Source organism: Xenorhabdus poinarii G6, assembly GCF_000968175.1.
Classification (GTDB): domain Bacteria; phylum Pseudomonadota; class Gammaproteobacteria; order Enterobacterales; family Enterobacteriaceae; genus Xenorhabdus; species Xenorhabdus poinarii.
Genome location: NZ_FO704551.1, coordinates 1,048,755 through 1,063,370 on the forward strand (window position 1 = coordinate 1,048,755; position 14,616 = coordinate 1,063,370).

Below are 14,616 nucleotides of genomic sequence, written 5' to 3' on the forward strand. Positions count from 1 at the left end.
CCTCAATTTTTTAAGGCGGCGTTGGCAAGTGTACGTAACGCCTGTTTATTGATTTTTCCTACCGGAGTGAGCGGCAGCTTAGGCAGATTTTCGAAACGATCGGGAATCTTGTAGTCGGCGATGCCTTGTTCGCGTAACCAGCGACGGAGCACAGCTGGTTTTACAGTTTCATGCTCGCGGGTCACGACATAGGCGCAAGTTTTCTCACCCATCAGAGAATCAGGAATCGCAACCAATGCGGCGTATACCACCGCTGGATGGCGCAGTAGAAGATGTTCAACCTCTTCAGCCGCAATTTTTTCGCCGCCACGATTTATTTGATCTTTTTCACGTCCGACGACTTTGAGGTATCCGTCGGGAAGCTGAATGACGACGTCACCAGAGCAATAAAACCCATCGCTGTCGAACACGGTTTGGTTATGTTCTGGGCTGCGGTAATAACCCCGAAAAGTGTATGGACCTCTGGTCATTAACAATCCTGGCTCTCCGAGTGGCACCGGGAGACCTTCTTGGTTGGCGACCCATACCTCATCATCCTCGCTGATAGGGCGGCCCTGAGTTGTGAAGGTATGTGTATCGTTATCATCGAGTCGGGTGTAGTTCACCAAACCTTCCGCCATCCCAAATACCTGTTGGAGCTGGCAACCCAGTTCCTTTGGAATGCGTCTGGCCAGTGCTTCTCCCAGAGGTGCACCGCCAACCAGCATGACCTCCAGACTGGAGAGTTCGTTGATGTGACCGATGAGATTGGCATACTCCAGCCAGATACTGACCGCTGGCGGCACCAGGGCAACAAGATTGATCTGATGATGTGCGATAGCAGGAAAACATCCATCTGGACTAGGATCGGGAACGAGGACAACCTGACCACCCGCATAGAATACGCCCAAAGCGCCTGGTGAGCTCATCGGATAGTTATGTGCAGCCGGCAGTGCACAGAGGTACCGGGTTTTACTGCTTACGTTGCAGATCGGATTGCTGGCGCGGATGCTGTAATAGTAGTCGTTGTGGGTCCGTGGAATCAGCTTGGGTGTGCCAGTGCTGCCGCCGGAAAGCTGGAAAAATGCGACCTCATCTGCCGGTGTTGGTGTTGGCGTGAAGTTTCCCGGCTCTTCCGATATCAGGCGTGAAAGCGAATGGTCTGAGTCTGAATTAGTATGGTGAAGCACCACGATATTCAGTTCTGGACACTGATCTATTAGAAGATCAATAAGAGCATCATCATGAAACTGGCGATGTTGGCGATCGGCAATGAGTATGCTTGGCATAATTTGGCGTGCATACGCGATTAATTCGCTGCTTTGGTGGCTATAAAGCGCGTTGACAGGTGCGACACCTAGACGCAGTAAGGCAAAAAAGACGATATAAAACTCAGCCTCATTGCCGAGATGAACCAGCGCAGTTTGTCCCTGACGTACGCCGCGTCGGTGTAGAGAGGCAGCTAATCGGTTGACTGCCTCATTCAGTTCCCGGTAGCTCCAGCTCCGCTCCCCACAAAATAGTGCTGTGGTATCGTTCTCGCGGTGAATGTCAAGAATTTCACTCAATGGACGATCAATCCAGTATCCTTTCAGGCGATAGCGTTCAGCCAGATCCTGAGGCCAACGGTTGAATTCAATCATAATGTCTGCTCCTGTTGCATCGCAAAACCAAGTGCGCTCAGCATGGTGTTAAATTTGGTATGGGTTTCCATCCATTCGTTTTCCGGCACAGAGTCCGGAACGATGCCGGCACCGGCGAATAGCTCAATCTGATGAGGCCGCACTTTACCGCAGCGGATCGCGACGACCCATTCTCCGTCTCCGCGGGCGTCGCACCAGCCGACGATACCGCCAAACCAGCCGCGATCGAAGGGTTCCAGCGCACCGATCAGATTGCGAGATGAGGTATAAGGGGCACCGCATAATGCAGGCGTGGGATGAAGTAGGCAGGCAAGCGATAGAGCACTATTGCGATCATCAGCCAATATCCCCTGAATCTCAGTAGCGAGATGCCAGAGTGCGGGTGTGCTGAGTAGCGAAGGTTCAGGGATCGTCAGAGACCGGCAAAGATCCGTCAGTTGGCGACGGATAACCTCCGTGACCACCCGATGTTCATGGCGATCCTTCCCGGAGGCCAATAGCTTTTCTTTGGCATTTCGGTCACTGGCAGTATTGTCGCCTCGCCGCACTGAGCCTGCCAGGGGACAGGAGCGCAGGACATTACCCTCTTTACGTAGCAGCAGTTCAGGGCTAGCACCAATCAGCGTGCCATCTGCCAGCGGTAAGTGAAAGTTGTAGCTCTCTGGATTCTGTCTGCTGAGCTGCAACCACAGATTCAGCGCACTAAGCGGGGGGATGCTTTCAATCTGTAGCAGACGTGACAGCACAACTTTATCGAGTTCGCCAATGCGTAGAGGATTCAGCGCGCTCTCCACCATGGCACAAAACGCATCGTGATCTGGAATGAAGTGAGCTTGACCCTCCACCTGCACCGGGGAGTCGGAGAGGTTAAAAGCATGGCGATCGAACCAGTAGCAGGTCTGTGGAATAAACAGCGAACAGGGTTGGCGTTTATCAAACGGAATAGCGCCTACGATAATAGGATTTTCTACTCCGGCTTGCTGAGTCTGACGAAGCAGCTGCTGTACGCTCTGCTGGAATTCGCTTTCGACATGATGTCCGGATGAAGCCGGATGTGTCAAGGTGGCGAGGCATCCCCGGGCGAGCAGGCTTTTGTGAGGTGACAGAAAGATGAAGTCATCCTCTTGCAAAGTGAGTGGCAGAAGATCGTTGACGATACCAGACAAAATCAGGTCCCTCTTGTTAGTGTAGTGGTCAGGGGAGGAGAAAAATACTGACGGTAAAGTGAGAGCAAGCCGCCAGTGGTGCCGGATGCCCGGTGTTACCTGTTATAGCTGACTGTGGGGAAGATGCTGCGGCAGGAGACAGAGAAACCCGCTTCTTTTCCACAGCAGGGGACGACAGAATGGGGCTGTTGACATTAAATTGCACGAATGTGCCTTTCAAGTTGGAAGACGCATCTCTCAACTCATTGCGTGTAACGTAGTGAAAGGGGTGGACTACGACTTCATCGTTGCGGTTAGATGAGCCTAAGTAGTTGGTGAAGGCATCACCAGTGTAAATCAATGCGTCGGATACGGAGGTTGCTCTTTGAAGCACCATCTGGTCACGCGTAACGACGAAAATTGTCTGCCGTATTTTGAAAAATGGAATCGCTGTTTTGGTGCCGGGTGTACGACTCTTTGCTACGATTCCTTTCATTAATACCATTACGCTTTTCAGCTCCGCGGTTATCACTCTCATGATGTCAGTCCCTCGCTAGCTGTATACGCCCTGTCAGATAACGTGGGTATTGAAAACAGTACCACCTGAACCCCAAATCCTGTGCATCTAGTGATGATTTTCACCACAAGTTTTTTTCTTATCTTAAACATAATCAAACACCGTCTGATTTGCCTTATAAAAATAATTTAATCATTATCAATGAATTTGTGCTGCTTACAGGCGGCGCTGGAAACAAAATGTTCGTCATGAAGAGGTATCAGCTCTTGAGGAAGAAAGCACGGTTACAATATTACAAATAGAAATGATTATCAATATGATTGGCGTTATTGGTCTTGATGATTTTCTTGTAAAAACGGTTCTGTCGCATTGCTTCCCCCACATATAAAACCTATCATCCTTTGGGCAGCCATCGCCGCCGTGTCGATACTCGGGTCGTGATGAATGCTGTCTTTTTTGTGTGGCGAACCGAATGCCCTCAATGCCACCGGGATTTATTCTTCAAGTAGTGCCCACCCGTAGAAGCTATAATTTTTCGCCTGGCATAAAATTTAATAGATATATTATTAGTGCTAGTCGCCCATTTGCAAAAGATAATAGGGCCATGTTGCGGATATTAGCAAAATCCGCCGTAAACCCTCGCCCAGTGCGGGCGGGGATATAAAGCGAAAAGCCCGAAGGGCTTTAACGATCAGTCAGGCGTTGACTGGCTCTGAACGTAGGCGCTGAGCGTTTCAATCGTCGCCCCGCCGGCACGACAAACGAAGTACGATCTTGACCAGAGCAGCCCTGTTTTACTTTGCATTCGCAATTGTGAGTTTTGCTGCCGAAGAACGAAACGCCTCATGTCATTGACCCATCATCGGTCTGTCAAAGAGATGACGTCGGGACTTTGTTGTGAAAATCAGATGGACAACCAGCTTACTGACACGGTGCCTCTTTCGGAGAAATCCCGCCTGTTCCTCATGCTGATGACTCAATTGAAATATCCGCTTAACCGGTTAAAATAAATTAACGATATCAATGAGCGCTGATGATGTTAAGAGCGACAAAAGTACGTATATACCCCACACCGGAGCAGGCAGAATTTCTTCATGCCCAGTTCGGTGCGGTCCGTTTCGCGTACAATAAAGCGCTGCACCTCAAAAAGCACGCTGACAGACACGACGGGGTAAGTTTAAGTCCGCGCAAAGATCTTAAACCGCTTCTGGCTGTCGCGAAAAAGTCCCGAAAATACGGGTGGTTGAAAGAGTATGATTCCATTGCGTTGCAACAAGCAATCATCAATCTTGATGTTGCTTTCTCCAACTTCTTCAATCCAAAACTGAAAGCACGTTTCCCTGCATTTAAAAGCAAACACGGTAAACAATCGAGCTATCACTGCGTTGGGGTGAAAGTGCTGGATAATGCGGTTAAAATTCCCAAAATGACCCCGATAGATGCCTGTATTCACCGGGAACTCACAGGAAAAGTAAAAAGCATCACCCTGTCCAGAACGGCGACCGGTAAATACTATGCCGCCATACTCTGTGATGATGAAGCTGAAGTGCCCGCGAAGCCTTCGTTGATCACCACCGTCACGGGTCTGGATATGGGCTTATCCCATTACGCAATAAAATCGGACGGTGATAAGGTTGCCAACCCGCGCCACCTCATCAACGCCAGCCGGAATTTACGGCGTAAACAGAAAGCATTATCGCGTAAGAAAAAAGGCAGTGCGAATCGTCGTAAAGCGCGTATACAGCTTGCCGGTGTACACGAACGGGTCGCCAATGCCCGTGCTGATTTTCAACACAAACTCTCTCGAGCAATCGTTGACGAAAGCCAAGCGGTGATTGTAGAGACGCTGAAATCGGCAAATATGATGAAAAACCACCACCTTGCCCGTGTAATAGGCGACGCGGGCTGGCGTGGATTTATCTCAAAACTGGAATACAAAGCCGCAGAAAAAGGCGTACACCTGGTAAGACTGGATCAATGGTTCGCCAGTTCGAAAACCTGTCATTGTTGTGGTTACAAAATGTCAGAGATGCCACTGAATAAGCGCATCTGGAAATGCCCGGAATGCAGAGTTGAACACGACCGCGATATCAATGCGGCAATCAACATCCGGCAGAAGGGCGTACAGGAATTACAGGCGGCGGGACTCGTCGTCTCAGCCCATGGAGGCCCGTGTAAATCCGTCACACAGACGGTTGCGGCCTGAGAAGTGGGAAGCCTCGCTGTTTACGGCGGGGAGCAGTCACAACGTGTCAGCAAATAAGAAAAAAGGGCACCCATTGGGTGCCCTGAAAATAACCTTGCTCAAATGATATTGACGAAGAATTAACGTTTCAATGCTTCTGTTAATTCTTCACGCATTTCAGACAAAATATCTTTAACAATGCGAGGGCTACCCGCAACAATATTGCCGGAGTTGATATAGTTATGACCGCCAACAAAATCAGTGATGATACAGCCTGATTCGCGTACCAACAGTTCGCCGCCCATGAAATCCCAGGGTTTCAGGCCAATTTCGAAGAAACCATCTACACGTCCGGCCGCAACATAGGCCATATCCAGTGCGGCTGAACCGGTGCGACGGAAATCTGCGCAGCGATCAAATAATTTACCCAGTACCTTCATGTAAGGGGTAGCGTGCTGTTTGGCTTTGTATGGGAAACCGGTTGCCAGGATAGTGCCATCCAGATCACGGGCATTAGTACCACGCAGACGGTAGCCATTCAATTGAGCGCCTTGACCACGGGTTGCAGTAAACAGCTCATTGCGCATTGGATCGTAAACGACAGAAACCTCTGTACGTCCTTTAATACGCAAGGCAATAGAAACAGAAAAATGGGGAAGACGTTTAATAAAGTTAGAAGTGCCATCCAGTGGATCGATAACCCATTGGAAATCGTTTTCTTCGCCTAAGTGCTCACCACTTTCTTCAGTGATAATCGTATGCTTAGGGTAAGATTTACGGATGATGTCAATGATCAGGTTTTCTGCTTCACGATCAACATTGGTGACGAAATCGTTACTGCCTTTTTGACTTGCTTCAACAGCATCGGGAGTTTCATAACTTTTGGCAATGTAGTTGCCGGCTTTACGCGCTGCGCGTATAGCGATATTTAGCATCGGATGCATGGGGTATCTTCCACCAGGATTTTAAAGAACGGGAGTTAAATCGGCGCGCAGTATAGCAGTAGTTCGTCAAAATGACTAATGCTGTGTTAAGATACCCGGCTCTTATACTGAATTTAAAAGCCGTCATGTTAGAGAATATCCGCATTATTCTGGTTGAAACCTCCCACACGGGCAACATGGGATCAACCGCCAGAGCTATGAAAAACATGGGTTTAACCAATCTGTATCTGGTCAACCCACTGGTTCAACCTGATTCTCATGCTATCGCCCTTTCAGCCGGAGCCAGTGATGTTATCGGCAATGCCAAGATCGTGAATACGTTGGATGACGCCCTGGCTGGATGCGAATTGGTCATTGGCACCAGTGCCCGTTCCCGAACCCTTTCTTGGCCTATGGTTGATCCACGTGAATGTGGTGAACGTGGGGTCAGCGCTGCCAACCACGCACCGGTAGCCATTGTCTTTGGCCGTGAACGTGTCGGGTTGACTAACGAAGAGTTGCAGAAGTGTCATTACCATCTTTATATTCCAACCAACCCGGAGTACGGTTCGTTGAACTTAGCGATGGCTGTTCAATTGGTTAGCTATGAAATTCGGATGGCGCATCTTGCGGCTCAGACGCAACCGGAACCCGCAACGGCTTCAGAGCATGAAGCCGCGTATCCGCCTGTTGAAGATATGGAGCGTTTTTATCAACATCTTGAGCAGGTATTGAAAGAATCCGGCTTTATCCGCAAAGCGCATCCGGGTCAGATAATGAATAAATTAAGACGTCTTTACACCCGTGCGCGGCCAGAAACCCAGGAGCTGAATATCCTGCGAGGGATACTGACTTCGATGGAAAAGTGGTCGAAGAAATAAGCAGAAAGTGCGCACAACGGCCGCGGAAACAGTGACTGAAAATAGCGCAGAAAGCCGGTAAAAAAGGTGAAAGGCAGCCAACAAGCCAACAAATAGCAGCCTGGTAATCGACAAATAATAGTTGAGTGAATTACTCGGTTAAATAGTTGACTAAAACAGTCAGGAATGCCACAATTTCATCCATATTTTACCACGGAGTTTTTGTTATGAGACTGACATCAAAAGGACGTTATGCAGTAACAGCCATGTTAGACGTGGCATTGCATTCACAAGAAGGGCCGGTACCATTAGCCGACATTTCTGAACGTCAGGGGATTTCCCTTTCTTATCTCGAGCAGTTGTTTTCCCGTCTGCGTAAAAATGGTCTGGTTTCTAGCGTCCGTGGTCCAGGTGGCGGTTATTTATTGGGCAGAAGTACCAGTGAAATTTTCGTTGCCGAAGTGATTTCTGCTGTTGATGAGTCCGTTGATGCGACTCGTTGTCAGGGGCGGGAAGGTTGTCAAGCTGGCGATCGATGTTTGACTCATACCTTGTGGCGTGATCTCAGTGATCGTATCACCAGTTTCCTGAGTAGCATCAGTTTAGAAGAATTAGTGAACAACCAAGAAGTATTAGATGTTGCTGATCGTCAAAACAGCGATAAGCGTCGTACCCCTAATGGCAGACATCAAGAGACGATTAACATAAATCTACGTGCGTAACCTTGTGGCAAGGGCTTGTGTTGATTGTGTAATGAAAGTATAAAAAATGTCTTACGGAGCATGTGAGCAATGAAATTACCCATTTATTTGGACTATTCAGCAACAACACCCGTTGATCGTCGTGTTGCTGAAAAGATGATGAATTATCTGACTATTGACGGGGTTTTCGGTAACCCGGCTTCTCGTTCACACCGTTTTGGTTGGCAAGCTGAAGAAGCGGTTGATATCGCACGTAATCAAATTGCTGATTTGATTGGCGCCGATCCGCGGGAAATCGTGTTCACTTCGGGGGCGACAGAATCAGATAACCTCGCCATTAAAGGTGCTGCCAAATTTTATCAGAAGAAAGGCAAGCACATCATCACCAGCAAAACGGAACACAAAGCGGTTTTAGATACTTGCCGTCAGTTGGAACGTGAAGGATTTGAGATCACGTATCTGGCGCCGATGACCAACGGTGTGATTGATCTGAAAGCGCTGGAAGCGGCCATGCGTGAAGATACCATCTTAGTGTCTATCATGCATGTTAACAACGAAATCGGTGTTGTGCAGGACATTATGACCATCGGTGAAATGTGCCGTAGCCGTGGCATCATTTTCCATGTCGATGCAACCCAAAGTGTTGGTAAAGTGCCTGTTGACCTCAGCAAGCTGAAAGTCGATCTGATGTCTTTTTCTGCCCATAAGCTTTATGGCCCGATGGGCATTGGTGGGCTGTATGTTCGCCGTAAACCTCGTGTGCGTATTGAAGCACAGCAGCATGGCGGTGGCCATGAGCGCGGTATGCGTTCGGGGACATTACCTGTTCACCAGATTGTTGGTATGGGTGAAGCTTACCGTATTGCGAAAGAAGAACTGGAATCAGAAGCAGAACGCCTGCGTGCTCTGCGCCTGCGTTTGTGGAACGGTATCAAAGATATCGAAGAAGTTTATCTGAATGGCGATTTGGAACAGGGCGCGCCACACATTCTGAATGTCAGCTTCAATTATGTTGAAGGTGAATCATTGATGATGTCATTGAAAGATCTGGCAGTTTCTTCCGGCTCTGCCTGTACTTCGGCAAGCCTGGAGCCTTCTTATGTCCTGCGTGCACTGGGCATGAATGATGAACTGGCACACAGCTCTATTCGTTTTTCTTTGGGGCGTTTTACCACAGAAGAAGAAATAGACTATGCAATCAAATTGATTCACAGCTCCATTGGTCACCTGCGTGATCTTTCTCCATTGTGGGAAATGTTCAAGCAGGGTGTGGATATTAGCGCCATCGAATGGTCTCATCATTAATCAGACGGTTTCAGGAGTAACGATATGGCTTACAGCGACAAAGTAATTGATCACTATGAAAACCCACGTAATGTTGGTTCGTTCGACAGCGAAGATCCTTCCGTGGGGAGTGGCATGGTTGGTGCACCCGCTTGTGGTGACGTCATGCGATTGCAAATCAAAGTCAACGATGAGGGCATCATCGAAGACGCCCGTTTCAAAACCTATGGTTGCGGCTCTGCCATTGCCTCCAGTTCATTAGTCACTGAATGGATGAAAGGTAAATCATTGGCGCAAGCAGAATCCATTAAAAACACTCAGATTGCTGAGGAGTTAGAATTGCCACCCGTGAAAATCCATTGTTCTATTTTGGCAGAAGATGCGATTAAAGCGGCGATTGCTGACTACAAGAACAAGCGACAAGCCAAATAACACGGTTCGTCAAGAAAATGTTCGTAAGAAGAAAATAATTCTGGTGGATATTGCTGCAATATCCACCTTTACTGGTTTTTAAGTGAGGTGTTGTATGTCAATTTCCCTGACAGAAAGCGCAGCTCAACGTATTTTGGCCTTTCTTGACAATCGAGGAAAAGGTGTCGGGTTGCGTTTGGGTGTGAGAACATCCGGCTGCTCTGGTATGGCATATATTGTTGAATTTGCTGATACAATTAACGAAGAAGATCAAGTCTTTGAAGATAAGGGCGTGAAAGTAATTGTTGATGGTAAAAGCATCCTTTACCTTGATGGTACAGAGTTGGATTTTGTTAAAGAAGGTCTGAACGAGGGCTTTAAGTTCAACAACCCTAATGTTTCCAGCGAATGCGGTTGTGGGGAAAGTTTCCACGTTTAACCCCATTTTTTGGCCTCGCATTTTGCGAAACTAAGAGTAACTTATGGACTATTTTACTTTATTTGGGCTGCCTGCACGTTATGCGATTAATCGTGAACAGTTGGTGACCCGTTATCAGGAATTACAGCGCCAGTTTCATCCTGATCGTTTTGCCAACCAACCAGAACGTGAAAAAACGCTGGCACTTCAACAAGCCGCTATGATTAATGACGGTTATCAGACGCTAAAACATCCTTTGAAACGCGCAGAATACATGCTGTCTCAGCAGGGGTTCGATTTATCCAACGAACAGCACACGATGCAGGATACGGCGTTCCTGATGCAGCAACTGGAATTACGTGAAGAGCTTGATGCGATTGAACATCACGTGTCACCAGAAATGGCATTGAACGGCTTTTCATCTCGCTTAAATAAAATGATTAAAACACGCAGTGAGCAGATGGAACAGCAACTCAATGCGGCCGAATGGTCAATTGCAGCCGATACAGTCCGTAAATTACGTTTTCTGGATAAATTGCAACAGCAGGTTGAACAACTGGAAGAGCGGTTGCTGGATGATTGTTAACGGGCTTTGTAACTGACTGCTTAGCTAAATCGTATTGTTTAAAATAAATTTTAGCGGGTATAGATTTATAGGGGCACACATGGCTTTATTTCAAATCAGCGAACCGGGTTTATCTGCCGCCCCGCATCAGCGTCGACTGGCTGCGGGGATTGATCTTGGTACCACTCACTCTCTGGTTGCGACGGTGCGTAGCGGTCAGACGGAAACATTGGCAGACAGTGATAACCGTCACTTGTTGCCGTCTGTTGTACAATATCGTCAAGAAGGTATTCAAATTGGCTGGCAGGCACGCCAGAATGCGGCATCTGATCCGGTCAATACGATCAGTTCAGTCAAGCGTATGATGGGACGCTCTTTGGCTGATATTCAACAACGTTATCCCAGTCTGCCCTATCAGCTCCAGGCCAGTGAAAATGGTTTGCCATTAATCAATACCGTGACGGGATTAGTAGACCCTATTCAGGTTTCTTCTGAAATATTGAAATCGTTGGCCCAACGGGCAGAAGAAACCTTGGATGGTAAACTGGATGGTGTTGTGATCACGGTTCCGGCTTATTTTGATGACGCACAACGTCAGGGGACGAAAGAGGCGGCTCGTTTGGCCGGTCTGCATGTTTTGCGTCTCTTGAATGAACCCACGGCGGCGGCTATTGCTTATGGCCTTGATTCGGGGCAGGAAGGCGTGATTGCCGTTTACGATCTGGGAGGAGGGACCTTCGATGTCTCCATTCTCCGTCTGAGTCGGGGCGTGTTTGAAGTCTTGGCCACCGGAGGTGATACAGCGCTCGGTGGTGATGATTTTGATTTGCTATTGGCAAATTGGATACGTGAGCAGGCCGGGATTAGCGACGACACCCACGAATTGCAGCGTCAGTTGCTGGATATTGCTATCCAAACCAAAATTGCGTTGAGTGAAGCGGATAAGGTGGACATCAGCGTTGCTGATTGGCAAGGCAGTATCAGTCGCGCTGAATTTAATGCATTGATCACTTCTTTGGTTAAACGCACCTTGCTTTCCTGCCGCCGGGCACTGAAAGATGCTGGCGTGACCGCCGATGACGTTTTACAGGTCATCATGGTTGGCGGTTCAACGCGGGTGCCGCTGGTGCGCAACATGGTGGGTGAATTCTTTGGGCGGGAACCGCTGACAGCTATCGATCCAGATAAAGTGGTTGCTGTTGGTGCTGCCATTCAGGCAGATATTCTGGTGGGCAACAAACCCGACAGCGAAATGCTGCTACTTGATGTTATCCCGTTGTCACTGGGTTTGGAGACAATGGGGGGGCTAGTCGAAAAAGTCATTCCACGTAATACCACGATCCCGGTGGCAAGAGCGCAGGAATTCACCACGTTCAAAGATGGTCAGAACGCGATGAGCATTCATGTCGTGCAAGGCGAGCGGGAATTGGTCAATGATTGCCGTTCACTGGCCCGTTTCACTCTGCGCGGCATTCCGCCATTACCAGCCGGAGGAGCACATATTCGCGTGACGTTCCAGGTTGATGCAGATGGTTTATTGAGTGTCAGTGCCCTGGAAAAATCCACCGGTGTTGCAGCGTCCATTCAAGTGAAGCCTTCTTATGGGTTGTCAGATGACGAAATCGCCCGGATGCTCAAAGACTCCATGACAAATGCGCAGGAAGATATCGGGGCACGTAAGTTAGCGGAACAGAAAGTCGAGGCGGCCAGGGTATTGGAAAGTTTAACCCGCGCATTGGAAAAAGATGCGGATTTACTGAGTCAAGAAGAGCAAACAGCGATTGATGCTGCCGCCCACGTATTAATTGAACGTGTTCAGGGAACCTCCCCTGAGGCGATTGAAAGTGCAATTAAACACTTGGACAAACAAACTCAGGAATTTGCAGCACGCCGTATGGACACATCAATCCGCCGGGCTTTGGCGGGTCATTCTGTGGATGAAATTTAATTATGCCTAAAATTGTATTTTTACCTCATACCGAACTTTGCCCTGAAGGCGCAGTACTGGACGCGAAGGAAGGCGAATCAATTCTGGATGTCGCATTACGTCACGGTATTGAAATTGAACATGCCTGTGAAAAGTCCTGCGCCTGTACCACTTGCCACTGTATTGTCAGAGAAGGTTTTGACTCAATGGCAGAAAGTACTGAACTGGAAGATGACATGTTGGATAAAGCATGGGGGCTGGAGCCAGAGAGTCGATTGAGCTGTCAGGCTAAAGTTGCTGATGAGGATTTAGTCGTTGAAATCCCTAAATACACCATTAACCATGCGCGTGAACACTGACAGGAGAAAGGAAAATGAAATGGTCTGACAGCCGTGAGATTGGCGAAGCCTTGTATGATAAATTTTCTAATTTAGATCCTGAAACCGTGCGTTTCACCGACATGCATGCATGGATTTGTGAGCTGGATGATTTTGATGATGATCCACAAAAATCCAATGAAAAAATATTAGAAGCTATTTTGCTGGTATGGCTGGACGAATATGAGTGATGTAAGCAAAAATGGGACATGCTCCCTGATTCTTGCTCAATAACTTGGCATCGTTTGCATTTAATGGAAAACTGGCAATCGCCAGTTTTTTTATATCAAATAACCCTTACTGTGTAGCAGCGAACGATGTGACACAGTGAACAAATGAAATAAGAAGTGAGGAAAAATGACAAAGCAAATCATGTCCATAACACTGTCTTATCAGCCAGCTAACCCTTGCTGGGGTGAAAAAGCACTCATGAGTTCAGGTGAACAGGGGATCACCATCCACCTGAAGAGCAATGGAAAGCTGGAAGCAATTCAACGTGCTGGACGTAAAATCGAAGGACAAGGCATTCGCAATATTGCTTTAGTAGGTGAGGATTGGGATCTGGAAAAAAGTTGGGCATTCTGGTTGGGATTCCGTTCGCCCAAAGGATTGCGTACCATTGAATGGCCACAACTACCGGCTGCGGAAAAACAAGAGCTGGAAAGAAGGATAAAATACATTGATTGGGTACGTGATACCATCAACCTTCCAGCCGAAGATTTGGGGCCGGAACAGCTTGCCCAAAGAGCGATTGATTTACTGAGTGGAATAGCCGGTGATGCCATCAGTTATCGTATGATCAAAGGCGATGAATTGCGTGAACAGGGATATGCAGGCGTGTACACTGTGGGCCGTGGCTCTTCTCGTGATCCCGTCTTTCTGGCCTTGGATTTCAATCCGACCAAAGGGGCAAAAGCACCCGTATTTGCTTGCCTGGTCGGTAAAGGTATTACGTTTGATTCCGGGGGATATAGCCTCAAACCTTCCCAAGCAATGGACTCCATGAAAGCCGATATGGGGGGGGCTGCAATACTAACGGGCGCGCTGGCGCTGGCCATCAGCCGTGGACTGAAACAGCGAGTGAAACTGTTCCTGAGTATCGCCGATAACATGGTGAGTGGTCATGCTTTCAAATTGGGGGATATCATCCGTTACCGTAACGGCAAAACAGTAGAAGTAATGAATACCGATGCGGAAGGGCGTCTGGTATTAGCTGATGGTTTGATTGATGCCAGTGCGGAAAAACCACAACTGATCATTGATGCCGCTACCTTGACGGGCGCCGCGAAAATTGCGGTAGGAAACGATTACCATTCTGTACTGAGCTTTGATGATCAATTAGTCTCTGATTTACTGGCTGCGGCAGGTAAAGAAAATGAATTGTTTTGGCGCTTACCGCTGGCAGAATTTCATCGGGGTCAATTGCCATCCAACTTTGCTGATCTGAGTAACATCACCTCACCCGCCCATTCGGCAGGTGCAAGTACAGCCGCCGCGTTCTTGTCTCACTTTGTCGAAAATTACCAAAAAGGGTGGATACATATCGATTGTTCCGCGACTTACCGTAAATCGGCGGTTGAACAGTGGGCAGTGGGTGCAATGGGGTATGGTGTACGAACCATTGCCAATTTTTTACTGGCAAAAGCAAAATAATAAGTACACCTCTTCTCTGATAGCGCCT

General features: G+C 48.1%; 15 protein-coding genes and 2 pseudogenes. 12 read left to right on the top strand and 5 right to left on the bottom strand.

The features are described 5' to 3' along the window. Window positions 1-2 precede the first annotated feature (2 nt). The 3 genes from XPG1_RS04835 to XPG1_RS18745 are packed head-to-tail and all read right to left on the bottom strand — an operon-like array spanning window position 3 to window position 3,164. Window positions 3-1,622 (bottom strand): (2,3-dihydroxybenzoyl)adenylate synthase, encoded by a 1,620-nt coding sequence (locus XPG1_RS04835; protein WP_436286820.1) that lies wholly within the window; start codon window positions 1,620-1,622, stop codon window positions 3-5. Next, complete coding sequence (locus XPG1_RS04840; protein ID WP_045958069.1) at window positions 1,619-2,794, bottom strand: isochorismate synthase; 1,176 nt, start codon at window positions 2,792-2,794, stop codon at window positions 1,619-1,621. The genes XPG1_RS04835 and XPG1_RS04840 overlap by 4 nt, the downstream gene beginning before the upstream one ends. Window positions 2,795-2,816: 22 nt before the next feature. Then, window positions 2,817-3,164, bottom strand: coding sequence for a hypothetical protein (locus XPG1_RS18745; protein ID WP_197541113.1), 348 nt, complete (start codon window positions 3,162-3,164; stop codon window positions 2,817-2,819). A gap of 488 nt (window positions 3,165-3,652) precedes the next feature. On the opposite strand from XPG1_RS18745, the pseudogene XPG1_RS18340 reads away from it, so the two are divergent. Further along, window positions 3,653-3,800, top strand: a pseudogene (locus XPG1_RS18340) (IS5/IS1182 family transposase); the annotation flags it as partial. A gap of 175 nt (window positions 3,801-3,975) precedes the next feature. On the opposite strand, the pseudogene XPG1_RS17410 reads toward XPG1_RS18340, so the two are convergent. Further along, window positions 3,976-4,264: pseudogene (locus tag XPG1_RS17410) on the bottom strand (transposase). A 56-nt stretch (window positions 4,265-4,320) separates the two neighbouring features. Here XPG1_RS17410 and XPG1_RS04850 point away from each other — a divergent pair. After that, window positions 4,321-5,490, top strand: coding sequence for an RNA-guided endonuclease InsQ/TnpB family protein (locus XPG1_RS04850; protein ID WP_045960469.1), 1,170 nt, complete (start codon window positions 4,321-4,323; stop codon window positions 5,488-5,490). Between the two features lie 119 nt (window positions 5,491-5,609). On the opposite strand, the gene suhB is transcribed toward XPG1_RS04850, so the two are convergent. Further along, entirely contained in the window at window positions 5,610-6,413 is an 804-nt protein-coding gene (gene suhB, locus XPG1_RS04855; protein ID WP_045958071.1) for an inositol-1-monophosphatase, read from the bottom strand. A gap of 125 nt (window positions 6,414-6,538) precedes the next feature. Here suhB and trmJ point away from each other — a divergent pair, with 125 nt between their 5' ends. The 10 genes from trmJ to pepB all read left to right on the top strand — a co-directional run bounded on the left by trmJ (window position 6,539) and on the right by pepB (window position 14,588). Next, window positions 6,539-7,273: a tRNA (cytosine(32)/uridine(32)-2'-O)-methyltransferase TrmJ gene (gene trmJ / locus XPG1_RS04860; protein WP_045960471.1), complete on the top strand. Its 735-nt coding sequence runs from the start codon at window positions 6,539-6,541 to the stop codon at window positions 7,271-7,273. Between the two features lie 206 nt (window positions 7,274-7,479). Continuing rightward, window positions 7,480-7,974: a Fe-S cluster assembly transcriptional regulator IscR gene (iscR, locus tag XPG1_RS04865; protein ID WP_045958072.1), complete on the top strand. Its 495-nt coding sequence runs from the start codon at window positions 7,480-7,482 to the stop codon at window positions 7,972-7,974. A 69-nt stretch (window positions 7,975-8,043) separates the two neighbouring features. After that, the gene (locus XPG1_RS04870; RefSeq protein WP_045958073.1) at window positions 8,044-9,258 is read left to right on the top strand and encodes an IscS subfamily cysteine desulfurase; all 1,215 of its coding nucleotides are present in this window, start codon (window positions 8,044-8,046) and stop codon (window positions 9,256-9,258) included. 24 nt (window positions 9,259-9,282) lie between these two features. Beyond that, the gene (gene iscU / locus XPG1_RS04875) at window positions 9,283-9,669 is read left to right on the top strand and encodes a Fe-S cluster assembly scaffold IscU (RefSeq protein WP_045958074.1); all 387 of its coding nucleotides are present in this window, start codon (window positions 9,283-9,285) and stop codon (window positions 9,667-9,669) included. Between the two features lie 94 nt (window positions 9,670-9,763). After that, window positions 9,764-10,087, top strand: coding sequence for an iron-sulfur cluster assembly protein IscA (gene iscA, locus XPG1_RS04880; protein WP_045958075.1), 324 nt, complete (start codon window positions 9,764-9,766; stop codon window positions 10,085-10,087). A gap of 43 nt (window positions 10,088-10,130) precedes the next feature. Beyond that, window positions 10,131-10,652, top strand: a complete 522-nt coding sequence (gene hscB, locus XPG1_RS04885; RefSeq protein ID WP_045958076.1) for a co-chaperone HscB — start codon at window positions 10,131-10,133, stop codon at window positions 10,650-10,652. A gap of 79 nt (window positions 10,653-10,731) precedes the next feature. Continuing rightward, the gene (hscA, locus tag XPG1_RS04890) at window positions 10,732-12,579 is read left to right on the top strand and encodes a Fe-S protein assembly chaperone HscA (RefSeq protein WP_045958077.1); all 1,848 of its coding nucleotides are present in this window, start codon (window positions 10,732-10,734) and stop codon (window positions 12,577-12,579) included. A 2-nt stretch (window positions 12,580-12,581) separates the two neighbouring features. Beyond that, a complete protein-coding gene (gene fdx, locus XPG1_RS04895) occupies window positions 12,582-12,917 on the top strand; it encodes an ISC system 2Fe-2S type ferredoxin (RefSeq protein WP_045958078.1) in 336 nt (111 codons plus the stop codon). 14 nt (window positions 12,918-12,931) lie between these two features. After that, window positions 12,932-13,126, top strand: a complete 195-nt coding sequence (iscX, locus tag XPG1_RS04900; RefSeq protein ID WP_045958079.1) for a Fe-S cluster assembly protein IscX — start codon at window positions 12,932-12,934, stop codon at window positions 13,124-13,126. Window positions 13,127-13,292: 166 nt separating this feature from the next. Continuing rightward, complete coding sequence (pepB, locus tag XPG1_RS04905) at window positions 13,293-14,588, top strand: aminopeptidase PepB (RefSeq protein ID WP_045958080.1); 1,296 nt, start codon at window positions 13,293-13,295, stop codon at window positions 14,586-14,588. The last annotated feature ends 28 nt before the right edge of the window (window positions 14,589-14,616 follow it).

Bases quoted from the DNA above. Each gene is read 5' to 3' on its own strand.
- XPG1_RS04835 (WP_436286820.1), bottom strand. From the start codon at position 1,622: ATGATTGAATTCAACCGTTGGCCTCAGGATCTGGCTGAACGCTATCGC.
- XPG1_RS18745 (WP_197541113.1), bottom strand. From the start codon at position 3,164: ATGGTGCTTCAAAGAGCAACCTCCGTATCCGACGCATTGATTTACACT.
- XPG1_RS04850 (WP_045960469.1), top strand. From the start codon at position 4,321: ATGTTAAGAGCGACAAAAGTACGTATATACCCCACACCGGAGCAGGCA.
- suhB (WP_045958071.1), bottom strand. From the start codon at position 6,413: ATGCATCCGATGCTAAATATCGCTATACGCGCAGCGCGTAAAGCCGGC.
- trmJ (WP_045960471.1), top strand. From the start codon at position 6,539: ATGTTAGAGAATATCCGCATTATTCTGGTTGAAACCTCCCACACGGGC.
- iscR (WP_045958072.1), top strand. From the start codon at position 7,480: ATGAGACTGACATCAAAAGGACGTTATGCAGTAACAGCCATGTTAGAC.
- XPG1_RS04870 (WP_045958073.1), top strand. From the start codon at position 8,044: ATGAAATTACCCATTTATTTGGACTATTCAGCAACAACACCCGTTGAT.
- iscU (WP_045958074.1), top strand. From the start codon at position 9,283: ATGGCTTACAGCGACAAAGTAATTGATCACTATGAAAACCCACGTAAT.
- iscA (WP_045958075.1), top strand. From the start codon at position 9,764: ATGTCAATTTCCCTGACAGAAAGCGCAGCTCAACGTATTTTGGCCTTT.
- hscB (WP_045958076.1), top strand. From the start codon at position 10,131: ATGGACTATTTTACTTTATTTGGGCTGCCTGCACGTTATGCGATTAAT.
- hscA (WP_045958077.1), top strand. From the start codon at position 10,732: ATGGCTTTATTTCAAATCAGCGAACCGGGTTTATCTGCCGCCCCGCAT.
- fdx (WP_045958078.1), top strand. From the start codon at position 12,582: ATGCCTAAAATTGTATTTTTACCTCATACCGAACTTTGCCCTGAAGGC.
- iscX (WP_045958079.1), top strand. From the start codon at position 12,932: ATGAAATGGTCTGACAGCCGTGAGATTGGCGAAGCCTTGTATGATAAA.
- pepB (WP_045958080.1), top strand. From the start codon at position 13,293: ATGACAAAGCAAATCATGTCCATAACACTGTCTTATCAGCCAGCTAAC.